This is a genomic window from Paenibacillus sp. sgz302190, assembly GCF_059820445.1.
Genome location: NZ_JBZYAO010000034.1, coordinates 1 through 23,938 on the forward strand (window position 1 = coordinate 1; position 23,938 = coordinate 23,938).

Below are 23,938 nucleotides of genomic sequence, written 5' to 3' on the forward strand. Positions count from 1 at the left end.
CGCCGCCCCGGGCCCTTCTCCGGGGCATGACCGCCGCTATGCGTCGGCACACGCGCCCACGCGCCCGCCCGCCGCCCCGGGTCCTTCTCCGGGGCTTAGCCATCGCCGTGCGTCGGCACACGCGCGCCTGGGATTTGCGCACGCCGGGAAGCCGGGTTTTTTCATGAATTTGAGCAGAGACAGCGCTTGCATGAAAATGATACTATAGAGAGACAAATCACCGATGAAAGAGCTGATCTGCGATGAAAGCTTTCAGACCTTTTTTCAATTCGCTGCGTTTTAAGCTGCTTGGCGTTATTTTTATTATCGTCCCGCTTGTCGTTGTTTTGATTGTGCTGAACATTTATTCGGTCCGCGTTGTCCGCAGCGAAGTGGCTCAATCGAACAAAAATACGCTCAGCCTGTATGTCGGGCAGACCGACCAAAATTTGCAGCAGGTGGACAATTATTTGTACAATTTGTCTCAGTTGAATACGGATCTGCTCGATCTCGAAGTTTCGTCGTCCGCTTATGAAAACGATTACCTGAAAGCCAAGCTGCGCTTGTACAACTCGATTTCCAACGAAATCAGCTACTATAAATCGATCGACCTGTTTTTCATCTATTCCGAGGTCAATCAGGAGCTGATCTGGAATCAAAACTTCGGATCGAGCTATCAGGAGCGTGCGGACGTCAAGTCGGCGATTTTGCAGATGCTTCAGGGAGATACGTCGCAGTATGACAATACGCGCTGGTACTATTGGCGGTCCGGCCAGGCGTATTACTTGTTTCATCTGATCAAAACGGGCAACGTTTACGTCGGGGCGTGGGTGAACGCGGAGAAACTGCTATCGCCGTTGAGCATGATCGATTTCGGCAAATCCGGGGCGGTGCTGCTCGCGACGAATGGGCTTGAGCCGATGAATCACGCCGATCTGGTCAGGGAAAAAAACATCTTATTGAAACCGAATGCGAACCAGCCTTACTATTTATCGGGTGACAAAAATCAATATCTGGTCATGAGCCAGCCCTCCTCGTTAGGCGATTTTTCCATGGTTGCCTTAATTCCCGACGAGGTCATTTTGGAGAAGCTTCCTTTCGTGCAGCGCATCGCTTCGGTCATTTCCGTGGTGGCGAGCTGCTTCCTGGTTGGTTTTCTGTTTTTTATGCGAAAAGTGTTTCTGCTGCCGATCAACCGCATCGTCGTGGCCATGAGAAAGCTGCGCGACGGCAACCTGGAGTGGAGGCTGCAGCGGGAGGCGACCTCTACCGAGTTTGAAATGATGTACGATACGTTCAACCGGATGACGGAGGAAATTCAGGATTTGAAAATTCACGTGTACGAAGAAAAGCTGAATGCCCAGCGGGAAGAGCTGAAACATTTGCAGCTGCAAATCAATCCGCATTTTTTTCTGAATTCGCTGAACATTATTTACAATCTGGCCACAGTGAAAGATTACGCCCTGATTCAGGAGATGAGCAAATGCCTGGTCGCCTATTTCCGCTTTATGTTCCGCAGCGGCTCCAATTTCGTGTCGCTCAGGGACGAGTTGAAGCATACGGAAAACTATTTGCGCATTCAGCAGCTCAGGTTCCCGGACAATTTGTCCTACCGGATAGAAGCCGAGGATGAGCTGCTGGCTTACGGCATTCCGCCGCTGGTCATCCAGACGATCGTCGAGAACTGCATCAAGCACGGAATGACGCTGGATGAGCCGATTTTTATCCGCATCAGCGTGGACAAGCCTGCCGATCAATCGGTCCCCTGCCTGCAAATCCGCATTCAGGATTCAGGGCAGGGCTTTCCGGCGGACAAGCTGCACACCTTGCGGACCAGCGAAGAACTGCTTGACGCGGAAGGCGGGCAGATCGGCCTGTGGAACGTGAAGCGGCGGCTGCGGCTTCTGTATCAGGCGCAGGCGCAGATTGATTTTGCCAACAGGCAGCCGCAAGGCGCTCAAGTGGAGCTGAGAATTCCGATAACTTCCTGAACTGAACATCGAGAGGAGTGGCAAGCGTGTATCATGCCCTTATTGTCGACGACGAAGCGCATGCCGTCAGAGGTCTTCAGGCCGGCGTAAAATGGGACAAGCTGAACATTTCGGCCGTGCATAAGGCGTTCAATATTCGCCAGGCGAAAGAAATTTTCGAGGAGCAGCCTATTCATATTTTGCTTTGCGATATCGAAATGCCGCAGGGCACGGGGCTTGAGCTGCTCGGCTGGGTTCGGCGGCATTTTCCGAACACGGAGACGGTATTTTTGACGTGCCATGCGGATTTTTCCTATGCCAAGCAGGCGCTCCAGTTGAACAGCTTCGACTATTTGCTCAAGCCGGTCGACTACTCAGAACTGGAAGATGTGATCGGCAGGGCGCTGGATAAGGTGGAAAAGGAGGAGGAGCTGCGCACTTTTGAAGCTACCTACAAGCATTACCTTCAGCTGTGGGAAGCCCATCAGCCGCTGCTGATGGAGCGCTTTTGGCACGATTTGATCGGCCAGACGATCCCTTCGACGCCGGAAAAAATCCGCGAGCATTTGGCGAAGCAAAACATCGCGCTTCCGGTCGATCAGCGGTTTTTGCCCATCTACATTCATGTTCAGCGCTGGCACAAGCCGCTTACGCAGCGGGAGCAGCGGATTATGGAATATGCCCTGAGAAACGTCGCCGAGGAGCAAATTTTGCGGCATGCCCGCAATTCCATGGTCATTTCCATGCAGGACGGAACTTTGCTGGCGGTTATTCCGGACGATACGGAAGCTTCGCCCGCTTATATCGTGCCGGAATGCGACCGCTTCATCGAGGCGTGCAATAAGTACTTTTACTGCGATCTGTGCTGCTACATCGGCGAACGGACGGCGCTGCCCGAGATGGTCGCGATGTTCGGCACGCTGAAAAAGCTGGACGCCGACAATGTGACGCTCGTCAATCAAACGCTCGTTCTCCGCAAACAGAACAAAACCGCCGGCCAGCCGCAGACGCCTCAGATGGACGAATGGGCTGAGCTGATGAAGCAGGGGGCGCGGGAGAAGCTGCTGGACGAAGTGAAGCTGTGTCTCGGTTCGTTAAGCCGGAACGCGAGCGGGATCGACGCCGGCTGGTTGCACGCTTTTTACCAGGATTTTATGCAGATGGTGTTCTTCGTTCTGCAGTTGAAAGGGCTGCCTGCGCATAAAGTGTTCGCCGGCAGCCTGCTGACGGAAAAGCCGGAACGGGTCGTCCGTTCGCTGACCGCGCTGCAGGAGTGGGTACCTTATGTGATCGAGGTCGCGATGAATCACATTCAGTCGACTCACGAAAATTTGTCCGTCGTCGAGAAGGTCAAGCAGTTCATTGCCGAGCATATCGGCCAGCAGACGCTCAGCCGCGAGGATATTGCCAGCGCCGTGTTCCTGAACCCGGATTACTTGACGCGGGTGTTCAAGAAAGAGACGGGGCTTGCGATCTCGGAATATTTGCAGCAGCAGCGCATCGTTCTGGCCCAAAAATGGCTCGCGGCCGGCGACCGTCCGGTCAGCGACATCGCGCTGACGGCGGGATATTCCAATCTTTCGTATTTTTCGACGATTTTCAAGAAAGCTACAGGCATGACTCCGGCCGATTACCGCAAGCAAATCCGGAAGTATTAAGCGCTTTCAAGCGCAGCCGTACAAGGCATCCCTTACATGCGCGCAGGGGATGTCTTTTTTTGCGGAAAAGTCGGAATAATGAAAGTGAAAGGTCGTTTTATTGGTGAGCGGCTCCCGTTCCAATCTTCTACAATAGGACCATACAGACAAGAAAGAGAGGAACTCACCGTGAAACAGAGCGCAGCGCGAACAGCTTTGAAAACGTTTAAACGATATCGGGCCTTATTTTTGATGGTGGTGCCGGGGTTCATTTATTTGTTCATCAATAATTACATGCCCATGTTCGGAGTCATTATCGCCTTCAAAAATATTAATTACCGGAAAGGGATTCTGGGCAGCGACTGGATCGGGCTCAAAAACTTCGAGTACTTGTTCAAAACGTCCGATGCTTACATCATTACGAGAAACACGATTTTGTATAACGGCCTGTTCATCATCCTGAATCTGGTGCTGGCGATTGCGGTCGCGATTTTGCTGAATGAGATCAAAAACAAGCTGTTGTCGCGGTTTTACCAAAGCGTCGTGCTGCTGCCTTATTTGATCTCCATGGTCATCGTAGGCTATCTCGTTCTCTCGATGCTCAACGTTGACAACGGCTTTGTCAATCACCATATTTTGCCTCTGTTCGGCATCGATCCGATTTCCTGGTACGGCGAAGCCAAGTATTGGCCTTACATTTTGACGATCGTGAATATTTGGAAAAATGTCGGGTACTTGTGCATCATCTTCCTGGCCGCAATCGTCGGCATCGATCACGAATATTATGAAGCCGCCACGATCGACGGCGCGGGCAAATGGATGCAGATCCGCACGATTACGGTGCCGCTGCTGATGCCTACCATTACGATCATGAGCCTGCTCGGGATCGGGCGCATCTTTTATTCCGATTTCGGCCTCTTTTATCAAGTTCCGCTCAATTCGGGGCCGCTTCAATCGACGACGGACGTTATCGATACGTATGTGTACCGCGGGCTGATGAACCTGGGCGATATCGGCATGTCCTCCGCCGCGGGGCTGTATCAATCGCTCGTCGGATTTATCCTGGTGCTTATTTCCAACTATGTCGTCAGCCGGCGCAACCGGGAACGAGCCTTATTTTAACAGAGAGGAGTCGGAACGAATGAAATCGAATCACATGAACCAATTTGCCGTCAACGTCTTTTTTCTGCTCTTGACCTGTGCCAGCCTGTTTCCGTTTATCCTGCTCTTTATGGCGTCGATATCCGACGAAAAAGCGATCATTCAGCACGGCTATTCGCTGTGGCCCAGCAAGTTCAGCCTTGATGCCTACAAGTTTTTGCTGAACGATTCCAGCTCCATGCTCAGAGGATACGGCATCACCGTCTTTATTACGGTCGTCGGGACGTTCGGGGGGCTGCTCATTTCGTCCCTGCTTGCGTATCCGCTTTCAAGGGAAGATATGCCGCTGCGGAACATCATGTCCTTCCTCGTTTTTTTCACGATGCTGTTCAACGGAGGGCTCGTTTCCACCTATTTGATCTACACCGAAGTGTTCCATATCAAAAATACGATCTGGGCTTTGATCATTCCGGGCCTGCTGACGAACGGCTTCTACATCATGCTCATGCGGACGTTCTTCAGCACGTCGATTCCGGTACCGATTATTGAATCCGCCTACATGGACGGCGCTTCGGAATTCAAAATATTTTACCGCATCATTTTGCCGTTGTCCCTGCCGATTCTCGCTACCATCGGACTGATGCTGATGATCGCCTACTGGAACGACTGGTTTAACGGGTTGATCTTCGTCACCGACAGCAAGCTGTTCAGCTTGCAGAATATGCTCAACCGGATGCTGACGGACATTCAGTTTTTGCAGCAGACGAGTCTGGGGAGCAATCAATCTACGGCTACGGCCAAAATTCCGCTCGCTACGGTGCGCATGGCGATGGCTGTCATCGGCGTCGTCCCGATCATCTGCGCCTACCCGTTCTTTCAAAAGTATTTCGTCAAAGGGCTTACCATCGGTGCGGTAAAAGGCTGAATACTGCCGGACCACCAGTCCGGTTCGTATAAATCATACTATCTTAGGGGGAAATCCGATGTTGAAAAAATGGAAAACAGTAGCGGGAACGATGGCTGTCACGCTGACGGCGACGACTTTGCTTGCGGCTTGCGGCAGTTCATCCGGCTCGCAGGCCGATGCGGGTCAGGGCGGCAAGGCGAAAGACGACGGCAAGCCTTATGAAATATCGGTGGCGTTCATCAATTTCCAGAACATGCCGGATGCAGCGGCGGTTTCGGAGGAGATCAGCAAAATCACGAAGCAAAAAATCAACGCAACGGTGAAGCTGATTCCGATCGGCATTTCCGCCTGGACGCAGCAGACGAACCTGATGCTGGCCGGCAATGAGAAGCTGGACCTGATGGTCAGCTCGGCGGTTTTCAATTACGGCAGTCAGGTTGCCAAAGGGCAGCTGATTCCGCTTGACGACCTTCTGGAAAAATACGGCCAGGGCATCAAGAAGGTCGTGGAGCCGGACATTTTGAACGCGACGAAGGTGGACGGCAAAATTTCCGGGGTTCCGAGCATGAGGGATTTGGCCGCGGATTACGGCATGGTGATGCGAAAAGATCTCGTCGACAAATATCACATCGATCTGAGCAAAGTGAAGACGTTCAGCGACCTGGAGCCGGTTTTAAAAACGATCAAGGACAACGAGCCCGGTATCGCCCCGCTCGTCCAGCAAAGTCAAGGGCAGTCGGGACAAACGATTTCGCAGGTGCTGACCGGCGCGACGTTCGACCCGCTAGGGGACTGGCTGGGCGGTCTGACCGATTCCGGCGGCAACCTGAAAGTCGTCAACTTGTTCGAGACGAAGGAATATGCCGACACCTTGGCGCTCGTCCGCAAATGGTATCAAGCCGGATACGTCATGAAAGACATCGCCACTTCGCAGGAAACCGGTCCGAGCCTGGTGAAAGCCGGCAAAGCGTTCGGCTACGTAGCCAACATGAAGCCGGGCTTTGAAGTGCAGGAGTCGCGCAACTCCGCTGCTGAGCTGGTCGGCGTCAGGCTGACCAAGCCGTTCACCGCAACGTCCAACATCACGTCCTTCATGATGTCGATTACGAAAAACAGTGATAACCCGGAAAAAGCGATGGAGTTCATGAATTTGATGTATACGGATAAAGACATCGTGAACCTGATCGATAACGGAATTGAGAACAAGCATTACGTCAAAAAATCCGACATTCTGATCGCCAAGCCCGCGGGCGCAGGGGAATCCGGCTATATGCTGAACGAGTGGGAAGTCGGCAACAACTATTTATCCTACATCTGGGAAGGCGAAGATCCGAAAAACTGGGATAACATGCAGCAGTTCAACAAATCTTCGATCCGCTCCAAAGCGCTGGGCTTCACATTTAACGTTGATCCGGTCAAAACGGAAGTAGCCGCAGCGACGAACGTGCTCAGCCAATACCGCGTCGGCCTCGAAACGGGAACGCTCGATACGGCGATGCTGCAGGAATTCAACGCAAAGCTGAAATCGGCCGGTCTCGACAAAATTATCGCAGAAAAGCAAAAGCAGTTGGACGCCTGGGCGAAAGCAAACGGCAAATAACAGTCAGACGCGCGTACGCTTCTTTTTGAGGGGTACGCGTGTTTGTTAAAGCAGGATACGTGCGGTCTTCCAACGAATTTGTTGTTGAATATGCCGCGCGGCAGTTGGCGAACACAGGACGATTATGAAGCGCGAGGAGAGAAGAGCGAATGAACAAAGGCAAAGAAGAGGCGGTCATTCATTACATCACGAACCCGAACGGTCCGACGTTGGGGTACTCGGCTGCATCCGGGGTTCGAATTATCGAACAGGATGGATGCGCTTTCAAGGATTTGAATCAGGACGGCAAGCTGCACAAATATAAAGATTGGCGCTTATCGCCGGAAGAACGCGCGGCGGATCTGGCTTCCCGCATGTCCGTCGAGCAGATCGCCGGACTGATGCTGTACAGCAGCCACCAGGCGGTCCCGGCGTCTCTCGGCTGGTTTTCGGCTACATACGGGGATAAGCCGTATGAGGAAAGCGGCGCCCGGCCGCACGATCTTTCGGATCAGCAGGTTGAATTTTTGTCCCGCGACCACGTCAGGCATGTGCTCGTGACGATGCTGGAGAGCCCGGAGACGGCCGCCCGGTGGAACAACAACATCCAGGCTTATGCGGAAAGCGTCGGACTCGGCATTCCGGTGAACATCAGCTCGGACCCGCGGCACAGCGCGGACGCTTCCAAAGAGTTCAACGCCGGAGCGGGCGGCGCGATTTCGATGTGGCCCGAAGCTCTGGGCCTCGCCGCGACCTTCGACCCGGAAGCGGCGAAGCGGTTCGGCGAAGTCGCGGCCAAGGAGTACCGCGCGCTCGGCATCGCGACGGCGCTGTCTCCGCAGATCGACATCGCGACCGAGCCGCGATGGAACCGCTTCGGGATGACGTTCGGGGAAGATCCGCTTCTGTCGGCGGATATGGCCCGCGCCTACGTGGACGGCTTCCAGACTTCCGCCGGTGCAGCGGAAATCGCCGGCGGCTGGGGCTACGACAGCGTCAATGCGATGGTGAAGCATTGGCCTGGCGGCGGTTCGGGCGAAGGCGGGCGGGACGCCCATTTCGGCTACGGCAAATTCGCCGTATATCCGGGGAACCATTTTGACCAGCATCTGATTCCGTTTACGGAAGGGGCATTCCGGCTGAACGGCCCGACGGGCCAAGCTTCCGCCGTCATGCCGTATTATACGATCTCGTACGGTCAGGATACCGTGAACGGGGAAAACGTCGGCAATTCCTACAATTCTTATATCATTAACGATTTGCTGCGCTCGCAGTACGGCTATGACGGGGTCGTTTGTACCGATTGGGCCATTACCGACGACGAAGGCGAGGATATCTCCAAGCTGTTCCCCGGCGGGCGGTGCTGGGGCGTAGAAGAGAATTATACGGTGGCGCAGCGCCACTACAAGCTGCTCATGGCGGGCGTGGACCAATTCGGTGGCAACAACGAGGCCGGGCCGATTCTCGAAGCGTATCGGATCGGCGCCCTTGAGCACGGCGAAGCGTGGATGCGCAAGCGGTTCGAGCAATCCGCGGTGCGGCTGCTCAAAAACATGTTCCGCCTCGGACTGTTCGAGAACCCTTACCTTCAGGCTGCGAAGACGGTTGCAACCGTGGGAAGCGCCGAATTTATGGCCGCCGGATACGAAGCGCAGCTGAAATCGGTCGTGATGCTGAAAAACGAAATCGGCGCGCTTCCTTTGCAAAAGCATAAAAAAGTGTACATTCCCGAGCGGTACCGTCCGGCGTCCGTGAACTGGTTCGGCCAGCCGGTACCGGAGGTGAAGGGCAGTCCGGTTAATTTGGAAGTCGTCCGGCGGTATTTTGAAGTGACGAACGATCCCGGGGAAGCCGATTACGGGCTGGTGTTCATCGAGAGCCCGATTACGACAAGCGGCTACAGCACGGCCGATGCGGAAGCGGGAGGCAACGGATACGTGCCGATCAGCCTGCAGTATCGGCCGTATACGGCGGAATACGCCCGCGAAACGAGCCTTGCCGGCGATCCGCGCGATGTGCTGAACCGCAGCTACAAGGGCAAAACCGTCGAGGTTTTGAACGCTTCGGATCTTGACATGGTTTTGACGACAAGGGAACGGATGCAGGGCAAGCCCGTCATCGTCTCGCTCATGCTGTCCAATCCGACGGTGGTAGAGGAATTCGAACGCGAGGCCAGCGCGATTATCGCTCATTTCGGCGCGCAGGACCAGGCGCTTCTGGATATTTTGACCGGCGCGGCGGAGCCTTCCGCACTGCTGCCGATGCAGATGCCCGCCAATATGCGGACCGTCGAGGAGCAGCTTGAGGACGTGCCGCATGATATGGACGTTCATGTCGATGCGGCAGGCAGCCGCTACGATTTCGGCTTCGGCCTGAACTGGAGCGGTGTCATTCAGGATGCCCGCACTTTGGCGTATGTTAAAATAAGGTGAAGGCAGTTTGCGCATGCGCAGTCTGATGCCAAATAGCACCCATGTTCCGGCAAAGCAGGTCTACGCTGGGAAGCTAATAAGCGGGTGTGATATACCATCATAAATAACCGTAAATCGTTATTGAAGATATGGTGGAAATGTTTACCGCGCCGATAAGTACATACGTGTCTAAAAAGCCGCGCGATGCGCGGTTTTTTATGTGAGTGAGGCTTGGCTTGTGGTGTCTGAAGAAAATAAAGTTTTCTTAGTGCTTTATGGCTCAAACTAAAAACTGCACAAAAAATAATTTGAATTTCTAAAATCTCTATGGTAAACTAACAACTGTTAGTCAATTACTAACGACCGGTAGTTAGTGGAGGGATGTATATGACAGCTCAAAAAATTATGAATGTCGCGCTTCGCCATTTTGCGCAAAATGGATATGAGGGCGCCTCGCTTGCAGATATTGCTACAGAAGTAGGGATCAAGAAACCGTCTATTTATAATCACTTTAAGGGCAAAGACGATCTATTCATGGCGGTATATCAAGATGCAGCGAAAAGAGAGCTTCAATTTGTTGAAACGTATCTGAAGCCTGACCGTCATGAGCAGCTGGAACAACAGCTTTTTGGCTTCTTATCCGGATATAAAGAGCGGTACGAGAAAGAGGAGGATACGAAGTTTTTTTTGCGGATGTCTTTTTTTTCTCCCGTCCATTTGCAGGAGCAATCGATGAAGCTTAGCTTGTCTTATATCGATCAAATGGCTGACCAAGCCAAAGTGCTTTTTCAATCCGCGCAGCAAGAAGGATTGATCCATGTAGACGTTACTATTGATCAGGCGACGGGCGCTTATATGGCGGTTCTGGACAGTTTATTTGTTGAAATGCTTTATGGTGATCACGACCACCTAATGAAACGACTTGAGGCTACATGGCATGTTTTTTGGCGGGGTGTAAGAAACATCTAGGGGAGGATCAGACATGAATCGTAGTTGGATTTTAATCATTATCGGTGCGTTATTTGAGGTTATGTGGGTCATTGGCTTTAAGCATGCAGATGATTTATTTACTTGGGTGGGAACTGCTGCTGCCGTCGTCATATCGTTTGGCTTAATCATTATTGCATCTACCAGGTTACCTGTGGGTACGGTTTATGCGGTATTTACAGGCCTTGGGACTGCCGGGACCGTACTTTCTGAGATGATTTTATTCGATGAACCGGTTAAATTGACCAAACTATTACTCATTGCATTACTTTTGGCGGGTGTACTGGGATTGAAATTAGTCGGTGCCTCACCAAAAACTAAGGAGGTATCGGGTTGATGGCATGGTTATCATTAATTTTCGCTGGCCTATTTGAAGTAGTAGGTGTGCTTGGAATGAATAGGATCAAACGTGACAATAACGTAAAGGCTTATCTGCTCTTTGCCGGGGGGATCATTCTTAGTTTCATATGTTTGAGTTATTCATTGAGAAGTCTTCCGATGGGTACGGCTTATGCAATATGGACAGGTATTGGTACTGTCGGTGGCGCTTTAGTTGGCATGTTTTTCTTCGGTGAATCCAAAGAATGGCGACGTATTCTCTTCATTGCCATGGTACTAGCTGCTGCTGTCGGACTTAAACTCATCTCTTAGTATGCGCAATTCATTTTAAAAACGTATAGATTCAGTAGTTCATTTTTGATCGCCCGAAAGGCCGTCCACAGCGATGGTTGCATACATAGCGCCGCCGGTCAAATCGAAGACCAATCCGGCATATGCCCATTCCTTGATTCGTGGAAAGCCTGGGACAAGTAGGGAATCATAATTTTTTTCATTGAATTTTGGCCCCTCGATGAAACGCTTGACGTTGAATCATGAGCCGATACAATGTCACCTTTAAATTTTTAAGGGAAGTTCATTTAGAATATTCCTTTACAGGAATATTCCTGATTGGGCATTTTTGAATCGTAGGATGAAAGTTATCCTGAATAACGGAGAAGATTAAACAAGAAACTGTTAAATACTGCAGTCCTTCCAGCCTATTTTGGAAGACCGTTTTGATAACTTGGGCAATTACTTGCTTGAACTGCAGAATAAGGAAAAACCATAACATCATTCATTTAGGAGGTGCAATACCAGTCAAAAAACGAAATGGTCTCGAGCGCGGCAAGACCTAATTGGTAAACCGGTCTGAATATGCGTCGGCAGAGGCCCTTAAAACCGTTATGGACATGGGCATGCTGCAAGGAATTGCCGAAACCTGGAATGATTGAGCGAGCTTTTGGAGTCGCTTAAGTAAAGTTAGCTAGAAAGAAAATGCGGGCTTGAGCCGTAAATTATTCCATATGAGGAGTGTATAAATTATGATTAACAAAATTGGGCAAGTTATGTTGTATGTGAATAACCAAGACGCATCCAGAGATTTTTGGACAAAAAAGCTTGGCTTCGAGGTCATCGCGGAAGTAACCAATGGTCCGATGAGATGGATCGAAGTCGCTCCTAAGGGTGCAGCAACGAGCATTGTTCTTCATAGTAAAGAGTTCGTTGCCAAAATGAACCCTGAAATGAATCTTGGAACGCCATCTATCATGTATTTCACAGACAATTTTGATGAGTTGTATAGCGATCTGAAAAACAAAAATATCAAAGTTGGACAAATTGTGGAACTTCCCTCCGGCAGAGTTTTTAACTTCGCAGATAATGAAGAAAATTACTTTGCTGTATCGGAAAAGAAATAAAATAGTTGAATAAGTTACGACAGCAGCTAATCAAAATGATCAGCTGCTTTTTTCATTGCCGTATCAGGCAAAATGGGTGTTTAATTTCGAGTCCTGTTTCCTTGTGAGACCGCAAGACTGAACAAAATGGGCAGGAGACATCGAGGCAAGGAAAAAAACCTGCGAAAGTGCAGGCTTTTCCTCAGGAAATGGCTTGTTTTGGAAAAAATCCTGCAAAAGTGCAGGAATTTTCGCTGAAAGTGAATTTAGGGCCATTAGTTCGGTAAAAAACCTGCACTTTTGCAGGAATTCTCGGTGGCCAGCGGTCAAGGGCGCAAATTCATGTATTTTTGCAGGTTTTCTTCGTACAGCCAGACAGATTGTGGTCATCGCCTCTGACGCGAGGGTTTTGCAACAGCGGCCTTTGCAGCTGCGTTTTCCCTTACCACCTTCTTACTAAATGCAAGCAGGGCTTGGGCGCAAAAAGTGCTTAGTTGCAAGAAGCTTGCTTCCCCGATTTTGCTGCCAAAATGGATATATCACCCGCAGGGTGCTTATTTGGCTTGTCATTAAATGCCGCCTTGATATTATCCTGCATATATGTTATATATAAGATATAACAGATATACGAAATACACGTTATGTCTAATTGATTTTTCCCGTCTGAGAGAGAAAGGATGTTTGCCATGTTCATCGAACTGGATTTGCAGTCGGAGGTGCCGATCTACGCGCAAATTGCCGAGCAGCTTGTGGAAGGCATCGCCTCTGGCGAATTGAAACCGGGAGAACCGCTTCCTTCCGTACGCAGTTTGGCAGCGGATCTGGGCATTAATTTGCACACTGTGAACAAGGCGTACCAGAGCTTGAAGCAGGAAGGGTTTTTGCAGGTTCACCGCAAGCAGGGTGTCATCGTACAGCCGGAAGGCATGCCGGGCGTGACCGAAGCGTTCAAAAGCAAGCTGCGGCGGCAGCTTCGCACGTTAGCGGCGGAGGCGATCGTCAGAGGGATGCCGGAGGAGGAATTTTTGCGCGTGTGCGCGGAAGTTTATCGCGGAGGCAGTGCTAAAGAAGGGGGGCATGAACAATGATCGACGAATGGTGGATTTGGGCTTTTGTAGGCGCTATGTATGTTTCGGTCGGCATTTTATTGCTGATGCTGCCGTATTTGGGGAGCCGGGCCGTTTTGTTCGGCGTGTTCGTGCCGGCTGAAATGCGCCGCGATTCCGGTGTCATCGCAATCAGACGCCGTTATATCGTTCACGGATGGGTTAATTTCGTATGCGGAGCCGCCCTGGGCGCTGTGGCGGGATGGTTGTTCGGATGGAATCCCGCGGCGGCGTTTTTGACGGCAACCGTGCTGCAAACCGCGGGCTTTGCGATTGCCGTTATGGCGGGGTATCGCGCCGCGCGCCGGATCAAGGAGGAGAGAGGCTGGGAACAGCCTGCGGACTTCCGCCGGCGAGTGGCAAATCTGCACTTCCGTAGACAGCGGCTGGCGCTCGGCAACGGATGGTATGCCATCCATCTGGTTCTGATCGCCGTATCGGTCATTTGCGCTATCGCCTTTTGGGACCGGATTCCCGATACGCTGGCAACCCATTACGGCGCCAACGGCCGACCGGACAAATATTCCGCGAAAGGCTTCGGTTCCGTCTTTACGCTCAATATCATTCAATTGCTGATGACCGCCCTCTTTGCGTCCATCAACGTCATCATCCGATTGGCCAAACAGCAGTTGGATCCGAACAGCCCCGGGGAATCGATGGAGAAGCAACTGCGGTTTCGCTGGGCCAACTCGATTTTTTTGTTCGTCCTGTCTTTGTTTGTTATCGCTTTTTTTAGCTATATTCAGGCGTCTATGCTGTATGGCTGGTCCATGAATGCAGTGATAGGGGCGGCATTGGCGCTGCCGATCGTTATTGTTTTCGGCGTCGCCGGATTTATGGTGTATCTCAGCAGCAAAGGTATCGACCAGTCGCAATACGGCCCTTCCTCCGATGACCGTCATTGGCGTGGGGGAGGTATGTGGTATTACAATCCCGAGGATCCGTCGTTGTTTGTTGACAAACGTATTGGCGTGGGGTGGACGCTGAATATGGCGCAGCCGTTAAGTTGGGTGGTGCTCGGCGCTACATTGCTGCTTCCGCTGGCGATCATTGCCATCTCGCTGCTGTTGTCTTGACGAAATGGAGCGGCTTGACTAGGCTCCCGGATGGGCTGCTGCTTGTTTTGCCCACGGGCTTTCTCTGTGTTAGGGGCGCATCGGGTATCAAACATGTATGCTGCAATGCTTGCAGGATGCATGTTTTTTTCATTTTACCGCCGAAAAGTTCATAAAAGTTGGAAATGTCCACCCGCTTTTTAATAAAAAGTGCATAAAAACCGGCAATATGAAGTGACGCTTCGGAAGGAAGGCGTTTATAATGTTGAATTGCACCGGCAAAATGAAAGCGAATACAAATTTGGCGAAAGGAGCTTAGGGAAAGGTTTTGGCCGAATGCGACGGCTTGTCTTGAAAGGCATTGTCGTGTTCGTCTTGATACAAAATGTATCAGAAAAGATTTTAAACGAACATTTATAGGAGGGATCTTCATTGCGCAAAAGCAGGATTCAGGCGTTATCGCTTGCTTTGGCCTTATTCGGCAGTTTGTCGTTCGCTTATACGGCGCCTGCCGCAGCGGCGGATACGGGTCTAACGGAGCAGCAGCTGAAAGATAACGATTATATTCTTTACTTCGTCAACGCCGGAGACCCTACGCCCGCTACGGTCGAAGGTACGGATAAAATGGGCTTGTACGCCGGCAGCACGGAGCAGATCTACGGCAAAGATCCGGTCACCGGAAAAAAATGGGGGCTGACCACCACAACGAGCGCAACAAACGTCACCAATGCCGCCAATAAATACGGATCGCTCCGCTATTATAATGGAACGCAAGTGCGAAGCAAAGCGTTGAGCTACAAGTTCGAGCTGCCGGAAGGCGATTACGATGTAACTTTGGGTTTTAAAAATCCGTGGAGCGGCAGAAGCGTCAACATTGTGCTCGAAGGCACTAATGTGTCGGGCGGCGATTACGATATCGGCAGCTACGGCGCCGAGAAGGAAGTGACTTATACGAAGACGCACGTCGGCGACGGCGAACTGAACGTCGATATTCAAGGGCCGTCTACGGCGGCTTTGAGCAATTACAATGACCCCTTGGTCAACTACATTATTGTTCGCAAAAATACGCTCATCCCGCTCTCCGACTTGCAGGCCAAAATCGCGGCGGCACAGGCGGAAGCCGCAAAGCCGGGCTACAGCAAATACACGGTGCAGCTGCTGAATGCCGTGATCGCTGACGCCAACGCTCTGGCAACGAGCATTGCCGGCGGCGCTGCGGACGTGGCTGCGAAGCAAAATGAAATTCGCGCAGCCATGGAAAATCTGGCCCAGGCGGTAGCCGGATTGGCGCCGGACATGGTCTATAACTCTTTTACGCCGGGAGCTGTCTGGAGAGACACGAACGGAGCGCCCATTCAGGCGCATGGCGGCGGCATGCTCTACGATGAGCCGAGCCAAACGTATTATTGGTACGGCGAGGACAAAACGAACGGCTACCTTCCCGCCAGAGGAGTGCGAGTGTATGCTTCCAAGGATCTTTATAATTGGGAAGACAAAGGTCTTGCCTTAACCGCAATCGGGTCGTTGGAGCAATTTGACACCGATCCGCTCATTTCCCGGATTTATGCCGGCCGAACGGACCGTGCGGATATTTTCAACGACATCGGCACCCAGCGGATCATCGAAAGGCCGAAGGTGATTTATAACGAAAAAACGCATAAATATGTTATGTGGATGCATACGGACGGGCCAAGCGCCACTTCCACCGCGAATTATGCAAAAGCCGAAGCCGGTTATGCGCTTAGCGATTCGCCGACGGGGCCTTTCGTCTATCAGGTGAGCAACCGCATGGATCGCGTGCCGCCCGGGGCCACGTATGACGGCCAGCCGAACCAGCCCGGCATGGCGCGCGATATGAACTTGTTCAAGGATGATGACGGCACGGCCTATCTGATTTATTCCAGCGAAGAAAATATGACGATTTATATTTCAAAGCTCAATGACTCGTATACGGATATCGTCGGCTGGCATAAGGATGGTCTGGAAACCCGCGATACGACCTACAAAGCCCAGTACGGCGTCGATTACATCCGCGTCTTTCCCGGCGCGCAGCGCGAGGCGCCCGCAATGTTCAAATATGGCGGCAAATACTACTTGATCACTTCAGGCGCTACAGGATGGGCGCCAAACCGCGCGATGTATACGATGGCCGACCGGATTTTCGGTGAGTGGAAAGCGATGCGCGATCCTTCCGTGGGAGCGAAAGCTTCGACGACGTTCGATTCGCAAAGCACGTATGTGCTGCCCGTCGACCCCGCCAAAGGGAAGTTCATTTTCATGGCCGACCGTTGGAATGAAAGCAATTTGAAAGATTCGAGATACATTTGGCTGCCGGTCGAATTCGGGCAAAACGACGAAATTGCGCTGAAATGGTACGACCAGTGGAATTTGAGCCTGCTTGACAGCATGGGAAAAATTGCGGTGAATACTGCGCTGCCGCAAAAAGCCGCTGTCGGCCAGCCTCCCGTTTTGCCCGCTGTGTTGAATGTGACTGACACGGACGGTACGATCAAGGAGACGCCGGTCGTCTGGTCGCTGAACGCAGCCGATTTTGCCAAGCCGGGTACGGTTTCCGTGAACGGCACGCTGACCGCCTTGGGGAGCCGGGTCATCAAGATCCAGATTGCCGTTGTGCCCGACCACGTGCTGTATTTTGTGCATGCAGGCGGGGCGGCGACGAGCGATTACGGCATCTGGAGCTCATACATGCAAAATACGCTGATCAACAAGTCCGTCATCGACCAGCAGTACGATCCGGTGAACGGCAAAACATGGGGCTACGTCGGCAACAGCACCAAAACTTCCGGCGACGCTTCGGGCAATCTGTACGCATCTCTGCGCTATCTCGCCAGCAATGCCGGGGACGATCTGACGTATAAGTTCGATCTTGGCAATGGCGCCTATTCGGTGTACGTCGGTCTTTACGATCCTTGGTACCAATATTCCAAAGGGAACCGTAAAGCGGATATCCGCATCAACGGAGAAACGAAAACGAGCGGATACGTGTTTACCGATGCTTACGATTCGCTCGGATACGACAAAGTGAAAGTAACCGACGGGCACCTGGAGGTAACGGTTCACAGGTCCGCTTCTGCGCTTGCAACCAACTCCGACCCGCAGATCAGTTGGATCATCATCGTCGACGAAAATGCGTCAGCCACTTTAACGGGAACGGACAGCGTTCAGGCCGGCCAGTCTTTCGATTTGACCTACGGCCTTAGAAACGCCGTCACCGATTCGGTGTATGGCAGCATTTACGCCCAGGATTTGACGGTCACTTACGATCCGGGCCAGCTGCAATTTGTTTCCGCCGAACCGCTGCTCGACGGCGTAGCGGTCGTAGGCCAGACCGAGACGCCGGGACATATTCGTATCATTGCGGCCAGTCAGGGCGCAGAGCATGCGATAACTGCAGCGAACAGCGGGCAAATATTGAAGCTGAACTTCAAGGTCAACCCGCTGGCGCAGTCGGTGACAAGTACCGTGTATATGTCGGATGTCGTGGTGGCCGACGGGAACGGCGAAGAACGGCAATTAGCCGGGGCTTCCCACAGCCTGCAATTGATCGTTACGGATACGGCTGCGCTGCGTTCGCTGATCGCAGACGCACAGTCGAAGCACGATACGGCAGTGGAAGGCACGAAAGCCGGTCAATATCCGCGGGCTGCAATCGACGCCCTGCAAGCTGCCATTGATCAGGCCAAGGCGGTTGCCGACAACCCGTCATCGACGCAGACGCAAATCAATCAGGCTGTCACTCAGTTGAACGCCGCGATTCAGACGTTCCTGGCCTCGGTGAATGTAGCCGCTCCAGGGGATGTGAACGGGGACGACCGCTTCAGTATCGGCGATTTGGCAATGGTGGCGGCGCACTACGGCGAAACTTCGGCAAGCCCGAACTGGCTGCCGGCTGCGGATGTCAACCACGACGGCAAAGTCGACATCATGGACCTCACAATCGTAGCCAGAAAAGTTTTATCACAATAACCGGCATGTCTCAAACGCTTCCCCCTATGTACGCGGGGAGGCGTTTTTTCTTTAGGCGGCGACGTGTTGGCAGCACCCCCTGGTCGTCATGCGCAGAAAACTTGCTGTGAATCCTTTTGCGCCCTCGATACCGCCACGAACGCCACCCCACAGATTGAAAGTAATCAGATCTACTCGTATAAAGTGCAGCAATTTCGGTTGAAAATTAGGGATCGGCCTCATTATGAGTGGAAATCCCTGTACGTTTGTGTGCGTTCGCGGGTTTGTTTTCCAAGCGAGCCGCTTCCATGGAAATGTGGTCGATCGACCGCCGTCATGCAGAGCAACACCACGCGCTGGGAGCTGCGCGCAGTGCAAAAAAAGCCTGCACTTTCCAGGCCGCCCAGAAGCCCGCACGCCCACAGGCAGCCCATACGCCTACAAGCAACCCATACGCCCACAATCAAGAGCCGGTCGCACCATCTGCCCGGTTGAGCGAAAGAAAACCTGCAAAAGTACAGTTTTTGCTCGGTAGAAACGCTGGCTGTGAAAAATTCCTGCAAATGTGCAGGCTTTTCGCCGCGAACATGGCCTCAGCCCCGTTTTAACCAAAAATTCCTGCACAATTGCAGGCTTTTCGCCAAAATGGGCCATTTTTGTGAAAAAAACCTGCACTTTCGCAGGCTTTTTTCCTGTCAGACCGCTTTAGCTCTCCCACTTCAGTCCCGCAACCCGCGGAGGGGAGGCGTGGCTTATTCCAGCCCAGCAACCCGCGGAGGGGAGGCGTGGGGTACTTCAGCACTGCAACCCGTAGAGGAGAGGCATGGGGTACTTCAGCACTGCAACCCGTGGAGGAGAGGCATGGGATACTTCAACTCTGCTACCCGTGGAGGAGAGGCGTGGGATACTTCAGCACTGCAACCCGTAGAGGAGAGGCACGGGATACTTCAACTCTGCTACCTTAGAGGAGAGGCATGGGGTACTTCAGCACTGCAACCCGTGGAGGAGAGGTATGGGATACTTCAGCACAGCAACCTTAGAGGAGAGGCATGGGATACTTCAGCACCGCAACCCGTGGAGGAGAGGCATGGGATACTTCAACTCTGCTACCCGTGGAGGAGAGGCACGGCTTATTTCAGCTCTGCAACCTGTGCAGGAGAGGAGCGGCTTACTTCAGCACCGCAACTCGGGCAGGGGCAGGTTAAGGAGGAACGGCTGTAGCCCCGCTTGTTCCTCTAACCCGACACTTTATCAACAATCTGACTTTCGCAGGTTTTTTACACGTTAATAGAGATGCGCCTCACCAATGTGCATTGCAAGCATTGCATTTCCGCACGCCGCTTGGTTGGCTACTTCCTGCTGCGGTATACCCGTTCGGGGCGGCCGACGACGCCGTAGGACAGATCGGCGTAAAGGTCGCCGGACCCGACCAGATGCTCCAGGTAGCGCCGGCCTGTCGAACGGCTCACGCCGATCAGCTTGGCGATCTGGTCGGCCGTCAATCCCGCCGGCGCGCCTGATATGGCCTGGACAACTTTGACCAGCGTCAATTTGTCGATGCCTTTGGGCAATGGCGCTGCGTCGGGGCCGGGCTCTTTTTTGGCCGTTCCCGAGAGCAGCCGGTCGACATCGCTTTGGCTGATGCTGGCGCTCTCGTTCAACCGGCTCAGTTCGCGGCGAAAATCGAGGTAACGGACGAGCGTTTCCTGGAGCCGGTTAAAGACGAGCGGCTTTATGATGTAATCGAACGCCCCGCTGCGGACAGCTTCGCGCACCGCGTCGACTTCTTTGGCGGCGGTAATCATAATGGCATCGGTCTCGCGGTAATGCTGCCGGATGTACTGCAAAATATCCAGGCCGCTCGCATTCGGCAGGTAGATGTCGAGGAACACCAGATGGGGAACGAGAACTTCCAGCTGTTCTTTTGCCTGAATGTCATCGGTGGCGATGCCGACGACTTTAAAGCCGGGCACTTTTTCAATGAATCTCCGGTTGATTTCGGCGATTTTCACGTCATCTTCGACAATCAGCACTTCAACGCTTGGTTTATGGAGCCGAATGTCCATTGAAATTCCTCCTTGCGGCGACTTCGCTATTTTTGGGAATGGCGGCGGTGAAGTTCGTGCCCCCTGCCGGATTTTTACCGTAGGTGACGTATCCGTTCAACTTGCTTGCCGCATGCTGGACGAGCGAAAGTCCGATGCCGCGGTTTTCTCCCGCTTTTGTCGAAAATCCTTTTTCAAAAACGGCGCTGCCCGTTTCGCCCGGAATGCCGATTCCGTTGTCTTCGCATTCGATAATCAAATCTTCTCCCAGATCGGTCAAAAATAGTTTGACATGGCCGTTATGCCTGTTGGCCCCGGCAAGCACAGCTTCCATCGCATTGTCCACCAGATTGCCGATGATCGTAACAAGCAAGTTGCGGTCGACTTGTTCCGGGATGTCTTTGAACGTGCTCTCCGGGTCAATCTCGAATGTCAGTTTAAGCTCTGTCGCATGATTGTACTTGCCGATGAGGAGCCCTCCGATCATGGGATCAGGCACTTCCTTCATAATAAATTGCACCAGGTTTTGATGCACATTCGATTCACGGCTAATCAGCTCGACGGCTTCCTGGTACGATTCAAGCTGGATCAAGCCGGAGATGACATACAATTTGTTGGAAAACTCGTGGGTTTGCGCCCGCAGCGCGTCGGCAAACCGCTTTACCTGGGACAATTCCTCCGCTAACCGGTACAGCTCGGATTTGCTGCGAAAGCTTGACACGGCGCCGATCACGCGGTGCTGCAAATCGGTCATCGGCACCCTGTTGACGATAACTTCATGATCGCCCATCAGCATTTCCCGGTCGAATTCGGCGACGCCTGTCCGAACGACCTCATGAAGCCGGGTGTTCGGTATCATTTCTTCCACCTGCCGGCCCACGATGTCGGCATGTTCCGGCATGCGCAGGAGCTGCAGCGCGTAGCGGTTCGCCATCGTAATGGTGCCTTTCCGGTCGACGGCGATGATTCCTTCGCGGATCGATTCCAGAATCGCCTGCTTCTGGGTATAAAGCGCGCCGATTTCTTGCGGTTCCAGCCCGTGGATGGAGCGGCGGACACTGCGGGCGATCAGCACCGCGCCGCTGAGGCCGACGGTCAGTACGATAAAAGAAATCAGGTACACTTGATCCTGATAAACATCGGTAATATGATCGACATCCTCAGTCAAAAAGCCGACGGACACGATGCCGATAACCGAGCCGTCCGCATCCAGCACAGGCGCTTTGCCACGCAGGGAAGGGCCCATCGAGCCGACCGCCTTCGAGATGATCGACCGGCCTTCCAGGACGGGGCCGTTGTCTCCGCCGACCATTTCCAGGCCGATCCGCTCCGGCAGAGGATGCGAATAGCGGATGCCATCCCGGTTTCCGATCACGATATATTCCGCATCGGTTTTCAACCTGATGTTTTCGGCGATCGGCTGAATGACCGCGGAAGGGTTTTGCTGATGGAAGGCTTCCCGGATATCGGGCATGGAAGCCAAAGTTTCCGCTACCTTCAGCGCACGGGTGCCGATCTGCTCCTCCAGTACGGAGGAAATGACATAATATAGAGTGCCTCCAAGGCTAAGGATGACAAATGCAAGCAGGGAACAGATGATCAAAATAAGCTTCGTTTGCAGACGCATCGTCCTCAAAGCACCACACTTTTTTTGCTGTTATTGTAACATAAAGCGCTATCATTTCAGTTAAAAATAGTCCGCAGCCCGCCGTGAACAATATGAACAAAATGCGCAAAACGCTTTTTTTATCGTTAATCGCGTTAAACTATTCAATTCATAAGCCTCATGTTATTCTGAAAACGTTTATAAGAAAGCGCATTCATTTACACATACAATTTATCATGGAGGGGTATTGGAATGACACGAATTTTTGCGGCTTCATGGAAAGCGGCTTCGGCCGGCTTGCTGGCGCTCAGCTTGGCTGCATGCGGCGGCGGTGCCCAGCAGGCTTCAACGAGCGGCGGCTCGGGCAAGGAGGCAGCGAAGGTTCCGGCGGCGACGACAGCCGCAACTGCTCAAGCAGGGGCCTCCAAGTATCCGGAAAAGGCGCTCAGCCTGATCGCTCCGTCGGGCGCCGGCGGCGGCTGGGATATGACCGCGCGCACGATCGTCAAAGTATTGGCGGACACCAAAGCGCTGAACAAACCGATTACGGTGGAAAACAAACCGGGCGGAGGCGGAGCTGTTTTCATGGCGGAATACGCCACCAAAGATGTGAAGGACAATTACAAACTGTTCGTCAACTCGCCGCCGATCCTTATTAACAATTTGAAAAAGGAGGGCAACTCTCCTTACGGCTACAAGGACACGACCCCGCTGGCGCAGCTGACCAAGGATTATGGCGCGGTTGCAGTATCCGCAAGCTCCAAATATAACGACCTGAAGTCGCTGCTGACCGATTTGAAAGCGGACCCGGCCAAATTCACGGTAGCGGGCGGATCGGCTCCGGGCTCGATGGATCATGTAGTCTCGATTCTTCCGGCGTTCAAATTCGGCATCGATCCGAAAAAAGTGAAGTACGTCTCCTATGATGGCGGCGGCGAAGCGATAACGGCGCTGCTCGGCGGCAATGCCGACATTCTTGGGACGGACGCTTCCTCCCTGGACCAGTATTTGAAAGCCGGCAAAATCAAAGTGCTGGCGTTAGCGGCGCCCGAGCGGCTGGGCGGAAGCATGAAAGATGTGCCGACGATGAAAGAGCAGGGCATCGATGCGGAATTTTTGATTTGGCGCGGTATTTTCGGACCGAAAGAGATGAGCGAGAGCGCGAAAAAGTTTTGGGAGGACACGCTGGGCAAAATGGTGGAGTCGGACGCATGGAAAAAAGAGGTACAGGCCAACAACTGGCAGACCGAGTACAAGAAAGCGGATGATTTCAAAGCTTATCTGGCGCAGCAGGAAACGCAGGTCAAAGATATTTTAACGGCGCTGGGCATGCAAAAATAAGAGCGTCTTTAAACAGGAGATGGCTGAAAATGAACAAAACGTTCGACCGTTATGCCGGAATCGTATTTTTTGCCGTAGGCACGCTGTTTGTCGTCGGCAGCAACAGCATTTCGGCCAGCGCCTACGGCAGCAATGTCGGGGCGAACATATTCCCGATGGTGCTGGGCATTATCCTGGCGCTGCTGAGCGTCAGGCTCGTTTATGAAACATTTCGCCATCAGCAGGCGGAGAAGCGCAAGGAAAATTTGGACTACAAGCGGTTCGGCATCATTTTTGCGTCGGCTGTCTTGTACGCCTATTTTCTGGAGGATGTCGGGTTTGTCATTTCGACGTTTCTCTTTTTGATGATCGGTTTCCAGACGATGGAAAAGGGCAGGATATGGATTTCCCTGCTCATCTCCATAGCTTTTTCCTATGGCGTTTATTATCTTTACGTCCATGTGCTGGACGGTTCCCTGCCCGGTTTCCCGGCTTGGTTAGGTTTTTCCTAGCCTATTCCTGCCAGAAGCCAAGTTTTTTGCGGAAAACTTTTA

At 52.6% G+C, this 23,938-nt stretch carries 18 protein-coding genes and 1 pseudogene; 17 read left to right on the plus strand and 2 right to left on the minus strand.

Features of this window, described 5'->3' with window-relative positions:
- Positions 1–242 precede the first annotated feature (242 nt).
- The 15 genes and pseudogenes from AC6RNO_RS27745 to AC6RNO_RS27815 all read left to right on the plus strand — a co-directional run bounded on the left by AC6RNO_RS27745 (position 243) and on the right by AC6RNO_RS27815 (position 19,021).
- The gene (locus tag AC6RNO_RS27745) at positions 243–1,970 is read left to right on the plus strand and encodes a sensor histidine kinase (protein ID WP_474684646.1); all 1,728 of its coding nucleotides are present in this window, start codon (positions 243–245) and stop codon (positions 1,968–1,970) included.
- 26 nt (positions 1,971–1,996) lie between these two features.
- Positions 1,997–3,607 carry a helix-turn-helix domain-containing protein gene (locus AC6RNO_RS27750; protein ID WP_497107469.1) on the plus strand — a complete coding sequence of 537 codons (1,611 nt, stop codon included), beginning with the start codon at positions 1,997–1,999 and terminating at the stop codon, positions 3,605–3,607.
- Between the two features lie 231 nt (positions 3,608–3,838).
- Positions 3,839–4,708, plus strand: coding sequence for an ABC transporter permease (locus AC6RNO_RS27755; RefSeq protein WP_474684759.1), 870 nt, complete (start codon positions 3,839–3,841; stop codon positions 4,706–4,708).
- Positions 4,709–4,727: 19 nt separating this feature from the next.
- Positions 4,728–5,612: a carbohydrate ABC transporter permease gene (locus tag AC6RNO_RS27760; RefSeq protein WP_488436739.1), complete on the plus strand. Its 885-nt coding sequence runs from the start codon at positions 4,728–4,730 to the stop codon at positions 5,610–5,612.
- 58 nt (positions 5,613–5,670) lie between these two features.
- Entirely contained in the window at positions 5,671–7,194 is a 1,524-nt protein-coding gene (locus AC6RNO_RS27765) for an extracellular solute-binding protein (RefSeq protein WP_497107470.1), read from the plus strand.
- A gap of 149 nt (positions 7,195–7,343) precedes the next feature.
- Positions 7,344–9,605 carry a glycoside hydrolase family 3 N-terminal domain-containing protein gene (locus tag AC6RNO_RS27770; RefSeq protein ID WP_497107471.1) on the plus strand — a complete coding sequence of 754 codons (2,262 nt, stop codon included), beginning with the start codon at positions 7,344–7,346 and terminating at the stop codon, positions 9,603–9,605.
- A gap of 366 nt (positions 9,606–9,971) precedes the next feature.
- Positions 9,972–10,553 carry a TetR family transcriptional regulator gene (locus AC6RNO_RS27775; protein WP_497107472.1) on the plus strand — a complete coding sequence of 194 codons (582 nt, stop codon included), beginning with the start codon at positions 9,972–9,974 and terminating at the stop codon, positions 10,551–10,553.
- Positions 10,554–10,566: 13 nt separating this feature from the next.
- On the plus strand, positions 10,567–10,908 hold the full coding sequence (locus tag AC6RNO_RS27780; protein WP_474684652.1) for a DMT family transporter: 342 nt from the start codon (positions 10,567–10,569) through the stop codon (positions 10,906–10,908).
- The gene (locus AC6RNO_RS27785) at positions 10,908–11,222 is read left to right on the plus strand and encodes a DMT family transporter (RefSeq protein WP_488436804.1); all 315 of its coding nucleotides are present in this window, start codon (positions 10,908–10,910) and stop codon (positions 11,220–11,222) included. The genes AC6RNO_RS27780 and AC6RNO_RS27785 overlap by 1 nt, the downstream gene beginning before the upstream one ends.
- 524 nt (positions 11,223–11,746) lie before the next feature.
- Positions 11,747–11,868: pseudogene (locus AC6RNO_RS27790) on the plus strand (SRPBCC domain-containing protein); the annotation flags it as partial.
- Positions 11,869–11,932: 64 nt separating this feature from the next.
- A complete protein-coding gene (locus AC6RNO_RS27795) occupies positions 11,933–12,307 on the plus strand; it encodes a VOC family protein (RefSeq protein WP_488436734.1) in 375 nt (124 codons plus the stop codon).
- A gap of 665 nt (positions 12,308–12,972) precedes the next feature.
- Positions 12,973–13,374: a GntR family transcriptional regulator gene (locus AC6RNO_RS27800; RefSeq protein ID WP_488436733.1), complete on the plus strand. Its 402-nt coding sequence runs from the start codon at positions 12,973–12,975 to the stop codon at positions 13,372–13,374.
- Positions 13,371–14,468 (plus strand): DUF1648 domain-containing protein, encoded by a 1,098-nt coding sequence (locus tag AC6RNO_RS27805; RefSeq protein ID WP_474684656.1) that lies wholly within the window; start codon positions 13,371–13,373, stop codon positions 14,466–14,468. The genes AC6RNO_RS27800 and AC6RNO_RS27805 overlap by 4 nt, the downstream gene beginning before the upstream one ends.
- Positions 14,469–14,879: 411 nt before the next feature.
- Entirely contained in the window at positions 14,880–18,434 is a 3,555-nt protein-coding gene (locus tag AC6RNO_RS27810; RefSeq protein WP_497107473.1) for a cohesin domain-containing protein, read from the plus strand.
- A 287-nt stretch (positions 18,435–18,721) separates the two neighbouring features.
- On the plus strand, positions 18,722–19,021 hold the full coding sequence (locus AC6RNO_RS27815) for a hypothetical protein (protein WP_497107474.1): 300 nt from the start codon (positions 18,722–18,724) through the stop codon (positions 19,019–19,021).
- Between the two features lie 741 nt (positions 19,022–19,762).
- On the opposite strand, the gene AC6RNO_RS27820 is transcribed toward AC6RNO_RS27815, so the two are convergent.
- Entirely contained in the window at positions 19,763–20,479 is a 717-nt protein-coding gene (locus tag AC6RNO_RS27820) for a response regulator (RefSeq protein ID WP_488436731.1), read from the minus strand.
- Positions 20,460–22,085, minus strand: a complete 1,626-nt coding sequence (locus AC6RNO_RS27825; RefSeq protein WP_497107520.1) for an ATP-binding protein — start codon at positions 22,083–22,085, stop codon at positions 20,460–20,462. The genes AC6RNO_RS27820 and AC6RNO_RS27825 overlap by 20 nt, the downstream gene beginning before the upstream one ends.
- Before the next feature lie 231 nt (positions 22,086–22,316).
- Here AC6RNO_RS27825 and AC6RNO_RS27830 point away from each other — a divergent pair, with 231 nt between their 5' ends.
- Complete coding sequence (locus tag AC6RNO_RS27830; protein WP_497107475.1) at positions 22,317–23,405, plus strand: tripartite tricarboxylate transporter substrate-binding protein; 1,089 nt, start codon at positions 22,317–22,319, stop codon at positions 23,403–23,405.
- A 29-nt stretch (positions 23,406–23,434) separates the two neighbouring features.
- Positions 23,435–23,896 carry a tripartite tricarboxylate transporter TctB family protein gene (locus tag AC6RNO_RS27835; protein ID WP_488436729.1) on the plus strand — a complete coding sequence of 154 codons (462 nt, stop codon included), beginning with the start codon at positions 23,435–23,437 and terminating at the stop codon, positions 23,894–23,896.
- Positions 23,897–23,938 lie beyond the last annotated feature (42 nt).